General features: G+C 51.0%; 11 protein-coding genes. 7 read left to right on the forward strand and 4 right to left on the reverse strand.

All coding sequences use genetic code 11. From position 1 onward, the window contains the following. Window positions 1-2,291: 2,291 nt before the first annotated feature. The 4 genes from SFA31_RS11240 (at window position 2,292) to SFA31_RS11255 (ending at window position 9,275) form a co-directional block, all read left to right on the forward strand. Window positions 2,292-2,915 (forward strand): response regulator transcription factor, encoded by a 624-nt coding sequence (locus SFA31_RS11240; protein WP_322838054.1) that lies wholly within the window; start codon window positions 2,292-2,294, stop codon window positions 2,913-2,915. Further along, window positions 2,912-6,358 carry an ATP-binding protein gene (locus SFA31_RS11245; RefSeq protein ID WP_322838055.1) on the forward strand — a complete coding sequence of 1,149 codons (3,447 nt, stop codon included), beginning with the start codon at window positions 2,912-2,914 and terminating at the stop codon, window positions 6,356-6,358. Before SFA31_RS11240 ends, SFA31_RS11245 begins: the two co-directional genes overlap by 4 nt. A gap of 109 nt (window positions 6,359-6,467) precedes the next feature. Next, entirely contained in the window at window positions 6,468-6,893 is a 426-nt protein-coding gene (locus tag SFA31_RS11250) for a DUF1090 domain-containing protein (protein WP_322838056.1), read from the forward strand. Window positions 6,894-7,004: 111 nt separating this feature from the next. Further along, window positions 7,005-9,275, forward strand: coding sequence for a fimbria/pilus outer membrane usher protein (locus SFA31_RS11255; protein ID WP_322838057.1), 2,271 nt, complete (start codon window positions 7,005-7,007; stop codon window positions 9,273-9,275). Between the two features lie 911 nt (window positions 9,276-10,186). Here SFA31_RS11255 and fdnI read toward each other — a convergent pair. From fdnI to fdnG, 3 genes are read right to left on the reverse strand one after another with little or no spacing between them, the layout of a single operon-like run. Beyond that, on the reverse strand, window positions 10,187-10,840 hold the full coding sequence (fdnI, locus tag SFA31_RS11260) for a formate dehydrogenase-N subunit gamma (RefSeq protein ID WP_322838058.1): 654 nt from the start codon (window positions 10,838-10,840) through the stop codon (window positions 10,187-10,189). Next, window positions 10,833-11,723, reverse strand: a complete 891-nt coding sequence (gene fdxH, locus SFA31_RS11265; protein ID WP_322838059.1) for a formate dehydrogenase subunit beta — start codon at window positions 11,721-11,723, stop codon at window positions 10,833-10,835. The genes fdnI and fdxH overlap by 8 nt, the downstream gene beginning before the upstream one ends. 12 nt (window positions 11,724-11,735) lie before the next feature. After that, a complete protein-coding gene (gene fdnG / locus SFA31_RS11270; protein WP_322838060.1) occupies window positions 11,736-14,783 on the reverse strand; it encodes a formate dehydrogenase-N subunit alpha in 3,048 nt (1,015 codons plus the stop codon). 897 nt (window positions 14,784-15,680) lie between these two features. Here fdnG and SFA31_RS11275 point away from each other — a divergent pair. Next, window positions 15,681-16,172: a helix-turn-helix transcriptional regulator gene (locus tag SFA31_RS11275; RefSeq protein WP_322838061.1), complete on the forward strand. Its 492-nt coding sequence runs from the start codon at window positions 15,681-15,683 to the stop codon at window positions 16,170-16,172. A gap of 447 nt (window positions 16,173-16,619) precedes the next feature. Beyond that, window positions 16,620-17,504 carry a LysR family transcriptional regulator gene (locus SFA31_RS11280; RefSeq protein ID WP_322838062.1) on the forward strand — a complete coding sequence of 295 codons (885 nt, stop codon included), beginning with the start codon at window positions 16,620-16,622 and terminating at the stop codon, window positions 17,502-17,504. A gap of 267 nt (window positions 17,505-17,771) precedes the next feature. Here SFA31_RS11280 and SFA31_RS11285 read toward each other — a convergent pair whose 3' ends face one another. Beyond that, on the reverse strand, window positions 17,772-18,737 hold the full coding sequence (locus tag SFA31_RS11285) for an alcohol dehydrogenase catalytic domain-containing protein (RefSeq protein WP_322838063.1): 966 nt from the start codon (window positions 18,735-18,737) through the stop codon (window positions 17,772-17,774). 154 nt (window positions 18,738-18,891) lie between these two features. Between SFA31_RS11285 and SFA31_RS11290 the strand changes: the two genes are divergently transcribed. After that, window positions 18,892-19,800, forward strand: a complete 909-nt coding sequence (locus tag SFA31_RS11290) for a LysR family transcriptional regulator (protein ID WP_322838064.1) — start codon at window positions 18,892-18,894, stop codon at window positions 19,798-19,800. Window positions 19,801-19,867 lie beyond the last annotated feature (67 nt).

The following is a 19,867-nucleotide window of genomic DNA, read 5'->3' on the forward strand; positions in this document are numbered from 1 at the left end:
TATTGATTTAAATTTAGCGGCTGTAGAAATAAGCGTTATTTCGTTTACGAAAATAAGGGGCAGCCTGCCAGCAATCACCGATAATCGCTGAGCTGGTGAGTAATAGTGATGCTTGTATCCTGGCCGGGTGGTAAGCAAATTAAAGGATAATATATTACGTGGCCTTCTGGATTATTTTTGTATATAGGAATGCATTACCTGATTTATTTTATTGTTAGATATTTAGTGAATAAATGAAAACGATGTGCAGTACACTACTACTAGTAACTCGTATTATTACCGAGCCAAAAATGCTATTTTGGCTGGCACGAAGAGCTATCGGCGAGCTTTATAAATTATTATTTTCCCAATGCGATACAAAAATTGCCAGAAAAGCCTGCCAATTCATAGTGACGATCCGAAATGCAGTATTGGCATGCTTATTATAGCTGCTTATATCAATAAAAATGAGCGTTCGCTTCTCATTGCATAGGGTGAAAGTACAATAAAATCATATGTTTTGATATGAGCCGCTGAAAACAGTTCGCTTTTCCCCTATATAACTCTCGATTGTGTCATTCTCACTCGCCCCTTAGCCCACGCTTCCACATACAGTATGTCGGCGGATGCCGCAGGAGGATTTGTTTTTTTATTACGGTAATAATAAAGAGATGGTTGTTATTACCGTTCCTGAATTATCACTGGGGGTACTTACCAATGCGCGCTGAAGGTGAGCGATTGTGAAGAATACTGCAAGTGTACTCACAGGCATAAACAGTATCTTTTCGAGTAAGCCCGTATTCCCGTAACCAGCGCGGGCGATGATACCAAACAGGTTTTGCGTTTTGAAGAAACGCTATTGCGTCAGGGTATTGATACTTAAGGGGACGTTTGGACTCAAATTTTCAAGCCTGTTAAATTTGCTATTAATACGCAGGAAATGCATCAATCTCTCTTCGCCTACGGAAGCGAATTTCCCGATCCGTTTTTGATTAGTTTTGTGCTTAAATGCCTGCACATGCCGTTCCTGATTGATAGGGTATTGGTGCCTGCATGAAATTGACAATATATGAATAGTGAAAACGCAGGGCAGGGCGACCCGGCGATAGCATTTGCCGCGTAATCAATGACTCTGAGTGAAGGTGTGGTTTTGTTAGAAAAGCATTCCCTACCTGAAATGAACCAATGAAGTGAGAGATGAGCTTATTTTACTTGAGCTAAATAAGCTCAACTTACTTATTTTATCTTAAATAATCTTAAACAACGCGATTTCATAATGTTTAAAATTTCTAATGAAATGAGTTATGTGAATAACGGTGGGTTAATGCGAAATACCCTAGATGATGGATTTTCTTTTGGGTCAGCATCCCGGTAATCCAGGGATGCATTGTGCCATTACCTGCCCCAGGGATTCCCTTGGCGGCTTGCAAGAACGCACCATAGTGCCCATAAGGTGTGGCTCCTTAACTTTATAAAAATAGTTGTTAAACATCTTAGGGAGAATCTTTGGGTGCTATATATAGTAATTATTATCTCAGGTTGATGTTATGCAATATCTGTTATTTGTTTAATTAATATTAATGAGAGGCGCGTTTACTTCATTAAATGATAAAACTAAGGTGCCTCAAAGCATGCGTAGAATCTTATTCATAATAGAAATAAACATCATTTGGAATAGAGTCTGTGGTATATTCCTCTAAAAATCTGAAAATGCTATTTAGATCGCGAAGCCGCTCTTTACTGATAATATTCCAACATAAAGTAAGGTAACCTTTGGCGCATTATCTACGCGTGTTGCCTCAGAATCTGGGCCGGTCGTTTAAAAACACATTAGGCACCCCCGCTGGATGATTGGCTGCGCGGAATAAGCAGAGCATACATTTACTGTATGCCTGACATGTAAGAAAACTGAGTATTGGCCGACTGGGTTAACTAAGGAATTCAAGTGCCTAATAGGGAACTTGTAAGCAGACGATGTATTATTGCTCAGGGAGTGTTAACAGGATAAATCTGCTTTTAACGTCAGGGGCATATCCGGCATACTTTACCGCCGCCGATGGCTAAGCGCCGTTTTAGCACAACTGATTGAATTAATGAACTTTAAAAACAATTTTTTGAGTAAAATTTATGTTATCGGTATGCGCGGGGGTGAAGACAACGCCCTGAGTAACATTCCATTCCTGTCCGTGCGCCTGGTGAACGCGTTCTATTGAGGGAGTCTATCTCGCGGAACAAGAGTTCAAATTCTGGTAAAATACAGTCTATCTGCGCAATACAGGGAATACTGTGCAAGTGAAGTGAGAAGGGACGATATGAATTCAGTATTGCTTGTTGACGACCATCCGGCCATCTGTTTTGCACTCAAGGTGCTGCTCGAACAGAACGGAGATTTTGCCGTAACGAGCTCATCCGGGGAGAGCCTCCTCGCACAAATTCATCGGGATACGCCAGAACTGCTAATTTTGGATTTGGATCTTAAAAGTGCCGATGGACTGGATCTATTGCCTCGCATAAAGCACCATTACCCCTCGCTAAAAGTTTTAATTTTCACGAATCAGCCCGCGCATATTTATGCGACACGCACCCTGCAGGCTGGCGCCGATGGCTTTATTAATAAAAGTCTCCCGCTGCCTATGGTTGAGTCGCTGTGTCACCTTATTCTCGCCGGATATCAGTGTTTCCCTAATGGCGTAATGGCGGAATTAAACGAGCCTTACCTTGGGCAAGATGCTCAGCAGGTACTGGCGCGTTTTTCCGATCGCGAAATTGCGGTGCTGAATTACCTCAAGCAAGGAAAGACCAATAAAGAGATTGCCGATCGCCTGATGTTAAGTAATAAAACGATCAGCACCTATAAGGCGCGAATTATGAAGAAGAGCGGTATTGATGACTTAGAACAGTTATTTTTACTGCTGGATGAAGAGAATTCCTCGTGAGAATCTGGTTTTTACTTTTTATTATGCTGTGTAGTGCGGTTGCGCCAGTGCATGCTACGGAAGCGATGAAGTTATTGCAACTGCTATCCCGCGGTCGGGAAGAGGTCATTGAACCTGGGTTAAACGCTGCAGAATGGCGTTGGCTGCGGGAGCATAAAAAAATTCGCCTGGCCGTATGGCAGCCAATGTCGCCACCCTATGATATTACTACCGGGCTGAATGATTACGGTGGTATCAACGCGGATTTTCTTGGGCTCATTGCGGACAACTTAAATATAGAAATAGAGGTCCAGCTCTATCCGGACTATGACGCAGCACTGGATGCGTTGCGCAGTAAAAAAGCTGATTTTATTGGGCAGGCGGGCGATAACCAGGAAAGGCAGGGGCTGCTGCTAAGTAAACCTTACAGCAAGAATGTTGCGGTTGAAGTTGTTAACGCAGATGAACTGCCGGATGCCAGAGTGCGGACCATTGCGATAGCGCCGGTTTACGACCCCGACAAGGTGCTGGCCCGCTATCCAAACGCCCACGTCGTTGAGTTCTCTACCGTGCGTCATGCTATGGAGTCGCTGGCGTTTCGTAATATTGATTTATTTTTCTGCGATGCGATAACCGCACGCTATCTGGTGAGTCAGTCCAACCTCAGTAACCTCAGCATTCGTCCTGTTCTGCCGGCGCTGCATAGCGCAGGATTTTCATTTGCCGCGATCCCCAAAATGAAAATCTGGATAGATATTCTGGATAAAATGCTCACTGCTTTTCCGGAAAGTGCCAACGTTGAAATACATCGTCGCTGGAACGGCGGTATCCCATTATCTCTTAGCGAGCAAAAACCGATTTTCACCTCGCTGGAGCATAAATGGATCGCGGAACATTCGCATATTCGAGTTGCAGTGGCAGAAGATCAGGCGCCTATTGCGTTTTTTGATGAAGCAGGCCAGCTGCGCGGCATCATCGCCGATATCCTGACAGCGCTGCGAACCCGAACCGGTTTTACCTTTGATATTCAGCGTTATCCCTCTTTAAAAGACGCGATGGACTCGGTCAAACGAGGGCAGAGCGATCTTGTGGCAGGGGCGACGCAGGAAGGCGTCTGGCAGGCAAATCTGCTGACAACGCGCACTTGGCTGTATAACTCATGGGTAATGGTAGGTCGTGAAAACTATGCGACCAGCGGGCAATCACAGCGCGTGGTCAGTTTACGCTCCGAGGCACCGGAGGCTTGGCTGCGCCGGCAGGGAATAGGCGAAACGGAAAGCGTTGATTCCTGGCTTGAGGGGCTGCGACGGGTGGCTCGCGGTGACAGTGATATGATGATAGTGCCGCTCATTGTGGCGAACTCTCAGCTTTCACAGCCCGCTTTTTCCTCGCTACGCATTGTCGCCAGTATTGATACTGAGCCTATGCGCTTCGCTTTTGGCGCTTCGCGTAACTCTTTTCCTCTGGTCACCATCCTCAATAAAGCACTAATTAATATTCCCCCCGAAGATTTACATGCCTTAACGCGTAGCGGCTATGCAGGTAACGCCTTTACGTCCGTGCGTAGCGGGCAGCCGGGCAGCATCAGCCTCTATTTACCCTATCTTATTGCCCTTGCGGCAATATTTGTGGCCATTGTATTTTATGTCCGTCGCCGTGCGGTATTACTGCGGGCGCTGGACGTTATTCCAACGCCTGCCTGGCTAAGCGATCGCCGTGGTCGGCTTATTGCCGGGAATCCGGCGCTGCAGAAGGCGCTGGGAACCGATTCTGCAGCGTTACGCGGTAAACCATTAGTGACCTGGCTGCCCGGTGTTCAGGAGCATAATAGCGGAGATACCCAGATAATTCGCTACGCCGATCGGGTATTGCAGCTCTGGCATGCGCCGGTAAAAGGGCAGCGCTATCTTATTGGCGGCTGGCTGGATGTAACGCGTCAGAGTCAGATGATTCAGGCTCTGCGCACGGCAAAACGTAAAGCGGACAGCGCCAGCCGGGTTAAAAGCGTATTTCTGGCGACGATGAGCCATGAGATCCGCACGCCGATCAGTGCCATTATCGGCATGCTGGAGCTGGTGATGCGTCGGCGCGGAGACACAGAGCAAAATCGTCAGTCTGTGCGCATTGCCTGGGAAGCCGCACAGTCTTTACTGCTGCTCATTGGCAATATCCTTGATGTATCCCGTATTGAATCAGGCCGGCTGGTATTACGCCCTGAGCGCGCCTCGCTGCGCACGCTGATTGAGTCCAGCGCCATACTATTTGATGGCCTTGCGGCGCAAAAAGGGCTGCGCTTTATGCTGGAAATTGACGCGGGTTTAAATGACGATGTCCTGATTGACACCATGCGCTTTCGGCAAATTATCGTTAACCTGGTAGGTAACGCAATTAAATTTACCGAAAGCGGGCAGATAACGCTGCGCGCTCTCCCTGAACGCGAAGAGAGCGATTGCCTGACGCTGCGCCTTGAAGTGGAAGATACCGGAGAAGGCATTGATGAAGAGACGCGTCAGCGCCTGTTTCGTCCATTTGAGCAAGGAGAAAGCCGCCGAATGGCGCAGGGCAGCGGGCTGGGGCTCTATATCTGCCGCACGCTGGCAGCAATGATGGGCGGAGATATCGCGCTGAGCAGCCAGCCGGGCGAAGGTACCTGCGTTACCGTTACGCTTCGCCTGCCTGCAATGGCGGCGCTGCCAGCGACGGCACTGGGGCAAAATGGGGATCATCCCGCTCGCCGTCGAACGCTACGCATCCTCGTGGTCGATGATAATCCGGTAGGGCGACTTTTAATGAGCCAGCAGCTCGGCTGGCTGGGGCACCGGGTTGATAGCTGTGAAAACGCTGAAGCCGCGCTTGAAAAAGTCGGGCATGCGGTCTTTGACGTCGTCATCAGCGATTGTAATATGCCTGGCATGAACGGATATGCGCTGGCGCGTGAGTTACGTCAGCGCTTTCCGGATATGCCGCTATTTGGCGTTACGGCCGATGCCCGCGAAGCCGTGCGTGATGAAGCGCGCCAGGCAGGAATGAATAATTGCTTATTTAAGCCTATTACCCTGACCATGCTGCAGGATGTACTGGCTCCTTTTTCATCGCTCCCAACGGATGCGACAGAAGAAATGGTGTTACGTCTATCTGATGCGCTACCTGCCACGCTGCTGGAAGGCGAAAATTTAACCACTTTTCTCTCTTTACAGGTTGATGTGCTGGATGAAACGCTGGCATTTATCGCCCGCTGGCGCAAAGCGCCCGAGACCCCAACTCGCGAAGCATTACATCGTTTACGTGGCGGCATACAATTGCTGGGCGTTCACGAACTGGAAGCCCTGTGTCGAGAGCAAGAAATTGCGGCGGATATTGAGGGAATGTCGCAACTCGAACAGGAGTTACTGACGCTGCGCCGGGCGCTAAACCGCTGGCGGGAGACGGGACTACAGCCTGGAGAGACCATCCTACAGCAATAAGAGGACGTTTCACTATCGTAACGACACCGCTTATCGCGCTATTCTTTGGCTCGCAGGAATAAGCCGGACAGTTGAGAGTCCGGTATGTATCAACAAAGGAGATAATTTGATGAAAAAGGTAATTTCAATTCTGGCTGTTGTAGCCGCACTGGGCGCATTTACTACTGCACAGGCTGCTGAAAGCTGCGCCGCTAAAGAAGCTGCTCTGCAGAAAGAAATCCGTATCGCTCAGCAGTACGGTAACTACTACAAAGTTGCTGGCCTGAAAAAAGCACTGGCTGAAGTTAAAGCTCATTGCTCTAACGCAAGCGTTCTGGCTGATGCTCAGAAACAAGTTGCTAAGCTTGAGAAGAAACTGGCTGAAAAACGTAAGGATATCGCTGAAGTTCAGGCTGACCTGCGTGAAGCACAGGCTAAAGGCAAAGCTGATAAAGTTATCAAATATCAGCGTAAACTGGCTGAGAAGCAGGCTGACCTGCGTGAAATCCAGGCTGACCTGAACCGCGCTCGTTCTGAGCTTGCTGGCCTGAAATAAGCATTAATCCCTTTCAGGCGATAAACGCGTTGTCTGAATGCATATGGGGGGAGATTTTCTCTCCCCGTTTTCTTCCCGCCTGATTCACTTCGCGCCGGCCTGCTGTTTGTCATGATATCCCGTATCCCGCTATTTCTTCTCGTTACGCTACCCCTCTCTTTTTGCGCCGAAGCGCGCGAAAAAACGTGGGTGATTCTGAACAACGCTTATAAAGGCGCTATTCAATTGGATTTTACCGGAGACGAACCCTGTCTGCGGCGCCCGCTAATGGAAGAGTGGGGCGTATTCCCTCCGCTGTTGAAGAAACTTGAATGGGATGACAATGGTTGCCTGACCGCGCGATCTGCAAAAACCTTCGAACTGAAATACTGGTATCGACCCGACGCTCAGTTATTGACGCTGCTTTTCCCGGAACCCGCCATTAACGCCCAGCAAAATGGCATCAGCACCAGCCGCTGGGACAACGGAATTAATGCGTTATTTGTTAACTATCAACTGGACGTGGATAAATATCGCACCCAAAGCGACTGGGATCCTTCCGGCACGGAAGGCGCGCTAAATCTTGATAGCGGAATTAACTTTGGGCCGTGGCGTCTGCGCCAGAAAAATAACTTTTGGCGCGATCGGGAAGGACTGCGAGGTTCATATAGCAACGGAACGTCTCTGTGGCGCAACATTGCGTCAATGCGCTCGCGTCTGACGCTCGGGGATGGCTATACCTCGGCCAATATGTTTGAAAGCTTTACCTATCGCGGCGCCGCGCTGGGCAGCGACGAGGCGATGTTCCCGGATAGCTGGCGTCCCTATGCGCCGTGGATAAACGGTTATGCGCGTACCGAAGCCGAAGTCTTCATTTATCAAAATGGCGAACGGGTTTACCGTATCCATGTGCCGCCCGGTCCTTTTACTATTCGTGATTTCTATCCGCCAAATCCGGATGGCGATTTGGAACTGACTATCCAGGAAAACGATGGTACGGAACGTAAGCGTAAACTTCCGTATTCAGTTATGCCTAATCTGGTACAGCACCGGATGTTCAGCTATGAGTTGATTGCCGGGCACTATAAACCGTACCGCATGGGAAAAGAGAAAAGCCTTCAGGAGCACTCTCGCTTTTTCCAAAGCACAGGTTCATGGGGCATCGCCCCAAAAACCACGCTGTTTGCCGGAGTGCAGCAAGCTGAGGATTACGCCAGCCAGGTGGTGGGCGTCGGCGGTAACTTAGGGCGCTATGGCGCACTGTCGTTCGATGTCAGCCAGGCGCAATATACAATTGAGGATTCGCACCTGCGCGGGAGTATGTGGAAACTTCGCTACGCCAAAGCATTCTTCCAGACAGAAACCAGTATTAACGCTCAGCTTCGCTGGTATCCGTCTAATGGCCGCTATCGCTCTTTTTCCGAGCGGATTTCTCGTGCAGAAAATCTGAAATCATGGTGGTGGCTTGATAGCCGCGATGAAGACTCGCAGGACAAGCGTGCGTGGGCGAGTCGGCTGGAAGTAAACCAAAATTTCGGCGAGGACAGTAGCCTTGCTCTGGTTTGGGAATGGGGCAAAGCGCGGCGCGGCGGCGGTATCGATAATTCGTTAACCATGAGCGTGAGCGCTAACTGGTGGGATATGGATGTGAGCCTGTACAGCGACTACAGGCGCAGTAACGTCAGCAAAGCGGAAACCACGGTCGGAGTCAACATCAGTATACCTTTCTCGCTCGGGAGCTATACCACCAACGTCGGCTATGTTTCGGAGATGAACAGCCAGGGGCCTGATAGCCACGGGATAAATATATACGGTACGGCGCTGAGTGATTATAGCCTGAATTACGATGTTACGGCGCAGCATGTGATTCACGAAGATGACAGACTTAATGCCAGCCTGCGCTATCAATACAATGCCGGAGAGATGAGCGTCAGTATGGATAGAGGCAGCGCACAGCGCCATTATCACGCAGGCGTCAATGGTAGCGTGCTGGTACACAGCGGTGGCGTGGCACTGGGGCAAACGTTGGGAAGCACCGCCGCGCTGGTGCAGGTTCCAGGGACACCGGATATTGGTTTCTACAACCAGTTTGGCAGCACTACCAACGGCAATGGGGATTTGCTGGTGAGCTACCTGACTCCGTGGCGCGTGAATCGCGTGACGATGGACAGCTATTCGCTGCCTGAAGGGATGCGCGCTGATAATGATGAAGTTGAAGCAGTACCGACCGAAGGTGCGATTGTTCGTCTGAAGTTTATGCCGCTGGTGCCTGATAAAGACGCGGAAAGCGACCGGAAAGATACTACTGAGCCGTCGGCAGAGAAAAGCGCTGCTGCCACCCAGAGTGAAGATATCAGGCCGGGTGAAATTAAGGAAATGGTGTTAATTCCTGCCAGTAAATAGCAGAGCATTGCTGAAAACAGTGAAAATGAATCCGGTTAGCAAGAGGAACCCTATTCTGACCAGGTTCAAAGCGCAAATAGCCCGGCGGAAAAGGATATCGAGGCGTTAACGCGGGCTCTGTACCAACCGTGAAAATGTGCGTCTATCGTAAAGTAAACTTTTATATAGCAGCCTGAAAGTGACAATAAAGCGCTACACAAACCTGTTACTGACGTTACTATTAGTCGCGGTGCCAGGAATACGCCGGCGATGCCGAAAACGGCCTCTTAGGTGGTCCGGGCTAAAAATAAAAACGAAGAGATGCTGGTAGTCGGCCTCCGGAACGTGCTTTAGCACAGTAAGAGACGGCAGTCGGCGCTGGTTTTAACGTTCCGGATGTCGGTTTGGGGCGCTCCCCGAGCGTTTTTATATCACTGTTTACCAGTAAACCTGAGGTTAATAATTCCGGGCTATTCTGTGAGGCTCCACTGCGACTATTTGCGTTTCGCCCATAGTCGATAATATGCGCATTGCAGTCCGCCAGGGAGTATAACACCAGGAAAATCAGATACTCCGCGGGCAACGTGAGTGCATCCATAAGAACATACTTTTCATAATCAGCCCCTGCCGGGTGAGCGCAGTTTAAATCTGAAGGCGGCGCGGTAAACCAAATATATTCGTGATAGGCCAGCGGCGCTGGGGGAGGCGCAAATAAAATCCGCCCTCATAGAAGGCAGCATGAATTCCCCCCAAAGGAGGGGACCAAATCCCTTAAAAAGAAGGCGTTGGCAGGCTTGTGAGAATTTAAATCCTAAAACAATACGGCAGAGTCAAAACCCGTTAATGACCATGCCACAGGACGTGGTTTTCAGTTGGAAATAAAAAACCGGAGGCGTAAGCCACCGGTTTTTACAGGAAATAGCAAACCGCGTTTACACGCCGCGCGACTCGTCCCGGGCTTCCTTAATTTCAACGTCCCGATACCAGCGCGGATGGTGTTTCTGCGCCCAGCGGCGGCTGACTTTGCCTTCAATCATGCCTTTAATCGAGCCTTTTACCCAGAACGCCATATACATATGAATCAAAATAGCGTGCAGCAGGATAATGGCCGATGTGGCGTGAATAAGCAGGCTCCAGCGCACCAGCTTAATAGGGAAATACGACGCGAAATAAGGGCGCCAGATGATAATGCCGGTGACCAGCAGCACGAAAATCATGCTCATAATGGTCCAGAACATCATCTTCTGCCCGGCGTTATATTTACCCACCTGAGCGACTTTATGTTCATTGCCTTTCAGCACTTCGATAATGCCTTTTATCCACGGCCAGTCGTGACGGTCCGGGATATTGTGCTTAACAAAGCGGATGAACATAAACATCAGTGCGATAAAGATAACTACGCCGAAGAAGGGGTGCAAAATGCGCCCCATTTTAGGTGTGCCAAAGGTTTCCGTTAGCCATTGCAGCGTCGGGAAAAACAGGGCTATCCCGGACAGCGAAACCATAAAGAAACAGATAACCACGGTCCAGTGGCAGGCCCGGTCAATAAATTTGGTCCGGACTATCATGTTGCTCTTCTTAGTCATGGCGCGCCTCCTCATCTTCGTCGTCGTCCACTTCCTCATTCGGACCAATGCCGATGTAATGGAAGATTAACCCGGCGAATGTCGCGATAAAGCCCGCCGCAGAAAGCGGTTTCAGAATGCCCTTCCACAGATTAACCGGAACGTCTATTTTCGGCTCATTGGGCAGGTCGTGATACAGTTCTGGCTGGTCGGCATGATGCAGCACATACATCACGTGCGTGCCGCCAACGCCCTGCGGGTTGTAGACGCCAGCGTGGTCATAGCCGCGTTTCTTCAACTGCGCTACGCGCTGTTCGCCCAGATCCAGCATATCCTTTTTGGTACCAAAATGGATGGCGCCGGTAGGGCAGGTTTTCACACAGGCCGGTTCCTGGCCGACGCTGACGCGATCGACGCACAGCGTACATTTATAGACCCGATTATCCTGCGGATTCAGGCGCGGCACGTGGAACGGGCAGCCTGCGATGCAGTAGCCACAGCCGATACAGTGCTCGGACTGGAAATCGACTATCCCATTGGCATACTGAATAATAGCACCCGATGACGGGCAGGCCTTCAGACAGCCGGGATCTTCACAGTGCATACAGCCATCTTTGCGGATGAGCCATTCCAGCTTACCGTTCTGTTCAACCTCGCTAAAGCGCATCACGGTCCACGATTTAGCGCTCAGATCGGTGGGGTTATCATAAACCCCAACGCAGTGCCCGACTTCATCGCGAATATCGTTCCACTCTGAACAGGTGACCTGACAGGCCTTGCAGCCGATACAGGTAGACACGTCGATAAGTTTCGCGACTTCCTCTTTATAATCACGCGCTCGCGGAGACGGCGTCAGGCCGTTGGTTGCTGAACTCTTGATAATGTCCTGAGTTTGCATTGACATAGGTTCGCTCCCTTACGCCTTCTCGATGTTGACAAGAAACGCTTTGAATTCAGGCGTCTGCGAGTTTGCATCGCCGATAGCGGGCGTCAGCGTATTGGCTAAATAGCCTTTTTGCGCTCTCCCTTCAAAGCCCCAGTGCAGCGGAATACCGACGGTTTCCACCTGCTGACCGTGTACGTTCAGCGTGCGGATACGCGCGGACACTACCGCTTTCGCGCGAATAAAGCCGCGCTTATTACTGACTTTTACGGTATCGCCATTGACGATGCCCTTCGCTTTCGCCAGCGCTTCGCTGATTTCCACAAACTGCTCTGGCTGGGCAATGGCATTGAGTCGCGCATGCTTGGTCCAGGTATGGAAATGCTCGGTCAGACGATAAGTGGTCCCGATATACGGGAAGTCCTTATGGGTGCCTACCCGCTTCGCGTCGGCCTCGAACATACGTACCACTGGGTTTGATACCACATTTGGATGCAGCGGGTTGGTGCCCAGCGGTGTCTCAATAGGTTCGTAGTGCTCAGGGAACGGGCCTTCGGCCAGTTTATTCAGCGCAAACAGACGGCCCATGCCTTCCTGCTGCATGATAAATGGTCCAACGTTTGCTTCCGGCGGTGCATTGGTGTAGTCCGGCACATCGTAGCCAACCCACTTTTTCCCGTTCCACTGAATCAGCGGACGTTTCGGATCCCACGGTTTCCCCTGAGGATCCGCGGAGGCGCGGTTGTACAGAACGCGGCGGTTCATCGGCCATGCCCAACCCCAGCCCAGCGTAGTACCTAATCCAGAAGGATCGGCGTTATCGCGGTTTGCCATGCGGTTGCCGTCTTCCGTCCAGCTACCGGCGTAAATCCAGCAGCCTGAAGCGGTGGTGCCGTCATCGCGCATTTGTGCGAAAGAGTCCAGCAGCTCGCCTTTTTTACGCAGCAGGGTGCCTTTGTCATCATAAAGGTCCGCCAGCGCATAACCGTTATTCTCTTTCGCGACTTCTTCCGAGGTCGGATGGAGGAAACGATCGTAGTTCCAGCTCATATTCATTAACGGCTCATAGCCCTTGCCACCTTCTTTGCTGTAAAGCTCGCGCAGATGGTACAGCAGGCCGGCGACGATTTGTCCGTCGGTCTGGGCTTCGCCTGGCGCATCGGCGCCTTTCCAGTGCCACTGCATCCAGCGCCCGGAGTTAATGATACAGCCGTCTTCTTCTGCAAAGCAGGTGGAAGGCAACCGGAAGACTTCAGTCTGGATATCCGCCGGGTTAACGTCGTTCATCTCGCCGTGATTTTGCCAGAAGTTAGACGTTTCTGTTTCCAGTGGATCGATAACGACCAGATATTTAAGCTTACTGAGCGAGGCTATCAGCTTGTTCTTATCCGGCGTTGATGCAATAGGGTTAAAGCCCTGGCAGATATAGCCGTTCACTTTCCCTTGGTGCATCATATCGAAGTATCTCAGCACGTCGTACGGCTGGTCCCATTTGGGCAGCCATTCGTATCCCCACTGGTTTTCACGGGTTGCCGCATCACCGTAAAGGTGCTTTAGCATACTAATGAAGAACTTAGGATAGTTGCTCCAGTAGTTTACCTGCCCGGGGATCAGCGCTTTCGGCGTATTGGCGTCAAGATGCGCCTGAAGATCGGCCTGCTTATCGTTTGGCAGCGCCAGATAGCCCGGTAGCGTTGTCGCCAGCGGCCCGATATCGGTCATGCCCTGAACGTTTGAATGCCCGCGCAGCGCGTTTACACCACCGCCAGGCATCCCCATGTTACCAAGCAGCAACTGGATCATTGCCATAGAGCGGATGTTTTGGGCACCTACGGTATGCTGCGTCCAGCCCAGCGCATACAGGAAACTGGCAGTGCGATCGACGGCGCTGGTCGAGGCCAGAATCTCACAGACTTTTAGGAAATCTTCTTTCGGCGTACCGCAAATATTTTCGACGACGTCAGGCGTGTAACGGGACACGTGCTCTTTCAGCAGATTCCAGACGCAGCGCGGATGCGTGAGCGTATCGTCGCGCAGCGGAACGCCCTCGGCGTCGAACTGATAGTTCCAGCTTGTTTTATCGTACTGGCGCGTTTCGGCGTCAAAACCGCTGAACAAACCGTCGTCAAAGCTAAAGTCATCGCGTACCAGCAGGCTGGCATTGGTGTAATGCTTAACGTACTCAGCGTTAATTTTATTGTGAGTCACCAGATGCAGGATAACGCCCAGCAGGAAGGTAATGTCCGTACCAGAGCGGATCGGCGCATACACATCCGCCACGGAAGCCGTGCGGGTGAATCGAGGATCGACGACGACGATTTTCGCATCGTTGTTTTTTTGCGCTTCAAGCGCCCAGCGGAAACCAACGGGATGTGCTTCTGCCGCATTACCGCCCATAACGACGATAACGTTGGCATTTTTCATGTCAATCCAGTGGTTTGTCATGGCACCGCGACCAAATGATGGAGCAAGACTTGCTACCGTTGGTCCGTGTCAGACGCGCGCCTGGTTATCCACGCCGAGAATGCCCAGCGCACGTACAAATTTATTCGTCAGCGCGCCGTTTTCATTACTGGCAGCGGAGGCGCATAGCATACCGGTGGTGAGCCAGCGGTTAACTTTTACGCCCTGAGCGTTGGTTTCTTCGAAGTTAGCATCGCGGTCATCTTTCATCCTGCGCGCAATGCGAGTGAAGGCTTCATCCCAGGAGATACGCTGCCATTTATCAGAACCTGGCGCGCGATATTCGGGGTACTTCAGGCGGCTGTCACTGTTAATGTAATCGAGAGAGCCAGCACCTTTAGGGCAAAGTGCGCCGCGGCTGACCGGGTGATCCGGGTCTCCTTCGATGTGGAAAATAGACGATTTCGCATTTCCTGCACCGTCTCCCAGGCTATACATTAATAAACCGCAACCAACGGCACAGTAAGTACAGGTATTTCGGGTTTCTTTCGCGCGTAGCAATTTATAATTGCGCGCTTCCGCGAGCGCCATTTTGGGCGCAAAGCCAAGAGCCGCTACCGTTGTTCCTGCCATGCCGCCGGCGCAGATTTTAAAAAACTGTCTGCGACTGACGTCCATTGCTTCCTCTTTTTTATAAAATCGGTGTGGTCGGCGAAAATAACAATCATGGGCAAAATCATATTGCGCAAAATCAAAGGAGAGGAAGATTCACCTCATTGATACTTCTAATGGAGTATTTGTGTTGGATGGTATTAATCAGGAGTGATTATAAAGAAGAATTAATCTAATACATTTTTTCATATTTTGACATTATTGCTTCGAGAATAAATATAAGTCAATAAAGTAAGATTTTTCATGCTGTATGGGTGAGGTCGTTTGCTTTTAGTATTTCATCCGACTTACTCATTTTCGTTAGTCGGTTATAAATAATTTGAGCATTGTTACTAAGTTGTGATTTTATGACGTGAAACTTTACTTATAAATCTCAGTTATCATTAATGGCTCGATTGGCAGATGGAGGAGTAAGCGCCGTTGTTTATAATAAAAATAATTCGCATATTAAATTAGATCTATTAATGTTGGGACAATAGTTCACGTCATCGATGCTGTAAGTTGTTATTTTCTACGAGCCGATAAGAATTCTGAGTAGGCAATAGAGCGCAGTGAGCGGCATCCCTTCGTAGTAACTGAATGGCTAAAATTACTGATACTAATGCCTTATATTAGGGTAAAAGTCGCTTTCTTACATAGCCTGACAAAAAATTATTTTCATCTTGTTGTAAATACATAGTCTTACATAAGCGGGAAATAAAAAAGATACAGTGACGGTTTATTATCTATTCGTGCGTAACGTAGAGGTTAACTCTTTTGCGCATTTCATATTCCCGGTGCGGTATTTATAGAATGATATGCTTTAGGATTTTAGAAGATAAAACAGCAATAGAGATACCCTTATTTCTTTAGTGTATAACGCGTTATGTAACAAGAAATTGGGTATCCAGGATACGATAGCCTATGGATAATCATTTTTATCTCATTACGCGCGATAATTATTTACGCGACGGCGTGTGGGGCGTATTTACCGGTCGCTGCGTTAAAAAATTCTCACTGCATATCATTGCACCTCAAAAATTTTTCCAGATGATTGATAAAGGAAATCATGGTGCAACGATTTATTTGATGGCCGATGACGACGTATTGCGCCACATTAATTATTGTTATCCATTTCTGCGCCGGGTGCTCATTCCGCTCAATACGCGCCCTGAAGCGCTGCCGGGCCTGCTGCGACAGGAGGATAGCCGCAGCCATCGTTTAGTGCAGTTTTCTGAATGCGAGCGGACGGTGCTGGACCTGATGCGTTGTGGAATGAATCCGGTGGATATTGCACGTGCAATTAAGCGTTCGGTGAAAACAGTGAGCTATCATAAAAGGCTCATTATGGAAAAGACCGGCTGTAAATCACATACTCAATTGATGAGTTTATTACTTAGCCTGCCCGCCGGTTAACCGCGAGCCAGAGCGCCTGCGCTGGGTATGCAGCGGTGGGGTTGTTGACGTTATTACTTTGCACGAGCGCCATTATTGGCTGTGCCGCTCCGGTTTGGGCTGCAGAATGCTCCAGACCCCCGATTGCGATAGTGATTTATCTGGTCACGATGAATAATTTCAGCGCGGTAAATCCGCGAGCGCTATCGGCGGCCTGCGTTTATTTAGCGCCCGTCGGGCCAAACGTTGCGCTCGTATCGAGACAGTGTCAGCGACTAAAAAGGCCACGGTAACCGGGGCTCGTAAGAATAGCCGAGCAGGGCCGATAGTTTTAATACCTTCTGGCACTGCTTTTCTTTGCCTGCTTCTGATAATGAGCCCGCCTTCAGGCGCACTGCCACCGGGCAAAACACCGCGCGACAGAGCCAGAAGAATATGGAAAAATCGGCGCACATGACGGAGGGGCGTATGAATCCGCTTAATTTTACTTTGGCGCAGATTGAGGCTTTCGCCTGCGTATGTGAAACCGGCACACTCACGCACGCGGCGAAAAAACTCAGAAAAGATCGCACTACCGTTAGCGAGCTGGTGGAGTATCTGGAAATGGATTTGGGGTATGCGCTGTTCGATCGCAGCAGCAGGCCGCTAAAATTGACGGAAGCGGGTGAAAGGCTTTGGCGGCAGGCGCAATTATTTCTGCATGAAGCGCAAATGTTTTCTCAGGTGGCGCGCCAGATCCCGGAACATCTTAGTGCGCGTTTAACCCTGTGCTATGACCCGTTTACCCCGCGAGATTTTCTTTTGCGCTTGCAGGGCGCGCTGGCGATGCGGCAGATCCGCGTCGATCTGCTGCTCGGTGAGCGCGGCGATGCTCAGCGCTGGCTGGCGGAAGGGAGCGTTGACGTTGGCATATTTCAGGCTCTGAATCGCTCGATTAATGAAAGCCTGCAGTGGCGCTCAGTTGGTAGCATTTCTCTTGCGGTTTACGCCCGGCGCGGCTTTTTTGATGAAGGCACGGTATCGTTACTCAACCTGGCGTCGCGAACGCAGCTTATGCCGTTCCGCGAGCTGCCGGAATGGCTCAAACTGCGCCTGCAAATTGCCGATGACGTTCAGCGAATTAACGATGCAGAAATGCTGCGTGAACTTCTGTGTGCCGGTGCGGGCTGGGCCTTTCTACCTGTCCATATGCGCCCTGAACGCTGGCCGGATATTGTGCGAGTGGAAACCGAGGTAGGTGATAACGGGCTGGCCCATCCCCTGGTGGCGCTTTGGCGGCCGGGGCAAATCGCGCAGCCCGTCCTTACCCAGTTTCTGGAAGCCATTCGCGATACGTGGACTATGACGTCTTAAGGTAAAGACGCGTACTGATTTGAACCGCGCGCCTGTGCCTGTCAAAAGGTGAGACGCAGCGCTGGACGCAGGTGAAAGCCCGCAGCGACGCTTATGTGTTCGCTTTCAGTCTATTTTCGATATTAATTCTGGCTCAGCGTGAGCCAGAATTAATATCTGCAAAGCCAGCCAGCCAGCCAGCCAGCCAGCCATGCGAGCGACGGCATGCGGATATTATTTTTACCAGCGCCGGCCTGTATCCAACGCCCGGCGATAGCCGCAGGCAAGCTACAGCGTGATAACCAGCTTACCGCTGAAACTACGGTTTTTTAACGCCTGTAAATGTTCAGGCAGTGAATTGAAATCTCTCACCAGTAGGGTTTCACTACAAAACGTGCCTTGCGCCAGCGCATCGAGAAGACGCTCGCCGCTGCGGGTGAGCTGGCGCCAGTCGCGTTCGTCACCGTGAAAATGCAGTGCGCCGAGTGCGACCTCGTGTAACGACAGAGCGCGGCCAAAAGCAGGGTTGGGCCACCGTTCAACGCGATCCTGAATGGTAACAAGATGACCATTGGCGCTCAGCGTCTCGCTCAGCTGTAGCCCGTGTGCGCCGCTGACCGCATCAAAGGCGGCGTAATAGCGTGTCCGCAGTGCTTCCGGGAGCGGTTCTTCGTCGGCCAATGGCCCTGGGTACCAGCCAGCGGCGCCGAGTGCCAGCAAGCGGTCGCGATGTCGCTCGTTGCACATAACATCGATAATAAAACCGCGCTCGCGTGCAAACTGCACCAGCCAGTGGCCGACGGAGCCGCCCGCCCCGCTAATGAGTAAGCGCTCTTTGCGACGGGAGGGGATTTTTTCCAGCGCCTGCCAGGCCGTAAGCGCAGGGCAGGGGAACGCTGCGGCATCGACAATATCGAGCCCGGGTGGTACCCGCATTAGCGCGCTGGCGCTTAGCGGCGTGTGTGTGGCAAAACTGCCGTGGCGTTTCAGGCTTTGATGCCAGGTCACGCGTTCGCCCAGCCAGTCGCTGGTGATATTTGCGCCGACGGCAATAACAACGCCTGCGCCGTCCACGCCCGGCGCCTTACCGGCCTGAGTGTCCAGTAATTTCCAGTCAACCGGGTTTAGCCCAATAGCGAGATTGCGTACCAGTACCTCGTCTTCAGCCGGCTGCGGCAGCGTGCCGGTATTTAGCGTGAGGCTCAGCGGTGAGGCCTGTCCGGTACCTGTCCACACCCGATAAATTTCGTTCATAACAACTCCTGAAAGCATGAAAAAACGCACAGAGGCCGACTAAAAACCGCAGAAAGCCGGATAGCCTGGCAAAAAAGTGGTAATTCCAACATGTTGTCGTGAAAAAGGTATAATGAAAATAGACAATTGATTATCGTGATTATAAGAATTCATTATGTTTAATCCTCACTGGCTACTTTCATTTCGCACTCTGGCGGAAGAAGGCAGTTTTACCCGCACCGCAGAGCGTCTTGGCATCACACAGGCTGCTGTGAGCCAGCATATTCGTCATCTGGAGAAGCGGCTCGGGCCGCTGTTGGTGCGTAAAGCGCGCCAGCCTGATTTAACCCCTGAGGGGAAAGCGCTACTGGAATATTGCCTGGAGTTGGATAAGGCCGAGCGGCGTTTGCATTTGCGTCTTAGCGAAAGCGATACCGACGGAGGGGAAGTGAGCATTATCACGCCAGGGAGTATCGGGTTAACAATTTTCCCTCATCTGCTGGCGATGCAGGTTGCCAACCCCGCGCTGGTGGTGCGCCACCGTTTTGCGCCAGACTACGAAGTGCATGACGCAATTGCACAAAATCGTTTTGAAATGGGGCTAATGAGCTATCGGCCAGACGATCCGCGCATTGCCGCAGCCTGGTTTGCGGAAGAGCCGCTGGAGCTGGTGGTGCCGGCCGGGCGTAGCGGCGATAGCTGGTCTGCGTTAACCGGGCTGGGCTTCATCGACCATCCCGATGGTTTGCCTATGGCAACGCGTTTATTAAGCCGCCGCTTTCCGGGCAACCCGGGCGCTCGCCATCTACCGGTGCGTGGGTTCAGTAATCAAGTCGGGTTAATTTTGGAGTTTGTTGCGCGTGGCCTGGGATTTACCGTTATTCCTCAATATGCCCGACGGGCTTTTCCACGCCAGAATGAAATTGCGGTGGTGGACGGCGATCCGCGTATTGTCGACACTTTATGGCTGGTGCATCGGAGCGAATGGCCGCTTTCACGGCGCGCCCGCCGGGTTATTGAGGAATTGAGCCGATTACTTGCCGCCGCGGGTGGGGGCAGTACGGCCAGCACCCACGGTAACTAAGCGGCAAACGCTCCCTACGCTTCGTGGACGTTCGTCAGAAACCGGGTATCGCAATAAGCGCTTTATT

This window comes from Erwinia sp. HR93 (assembly GCF_034555055.1).
Lineage (GTDB): Bacteria > Pseudomonadota > Gammaproteobacteria > Enterobacterales > Enterobacteriaceae > Apirhabdus > Apirhabdus apintestini.

Excerpts from the sequence above, each read along its gene's own strand:
- SFA31_RS11255 (WP_322838057.1), top strand. The coding sequence starts at position 7,005 with ATGATATCCCGTATCCCGCTATTTCTTCTCGTTACGCTACCCCTCTCT.
- SFA31_RS11280 (WP_322838062.1), top strand. The coding sequence starts at position 16,620 with ATGAATCCGCTTAATTTTACTTTGGCGCAGATTGAGGCTTTCGCCTGC.
- SFA31_RS11290 (WP_322838064.1), top strand. The coding sequence starts at position 18,892 with ATGTTTAATCCTCACTGGCTACTTTCATTTCGCACTCTGGCGGAAGAA.
- SFA31_RS11240 (WP_322838054.1), top strand. The coding sequence starts at position 2,292 with ATGAATTCAGTATTGCTTGTTGACGACCATCCGGCCATCTGTTTTGCA.
- fdxH (WP_322838059.1), bottom strand. The coding sequence starts at position 11,723 with ATGTCAATGCAAACTCAGGACATTATCAAGAGTTCAGCAACCAACGGC.
- fdnI (WP_322838058.1), bottom strand. The coding sequence starts at position 10,840 with ATGACTAAGAAGAGCAACATGATAGTCCGGACCAAATTTATTGACCGG.
- SFA31_RS11285 (WP_322838063.1), bottom strand. The coding sequence starts at position 18,737 with ATGAACGAAATTTATCGGGTGTGGACAGGTACCGGACAGGCCTCACCG.
- SFA31_RS11250 (WP_322838056.1), top strand. The coding sequence starts at position 6,468 with ATGAAAAAGGTAATTTCAATTCTGGCTGTTGTAGCCGCACTGGGCGCA.
- SFA31_RS11275 (WP_322838061.1), top strand. The coding sequence starts at position 15,681 with ATGGATAATCATTTTTATCTCATTACGCGCGATAATTATTTACGCGAC.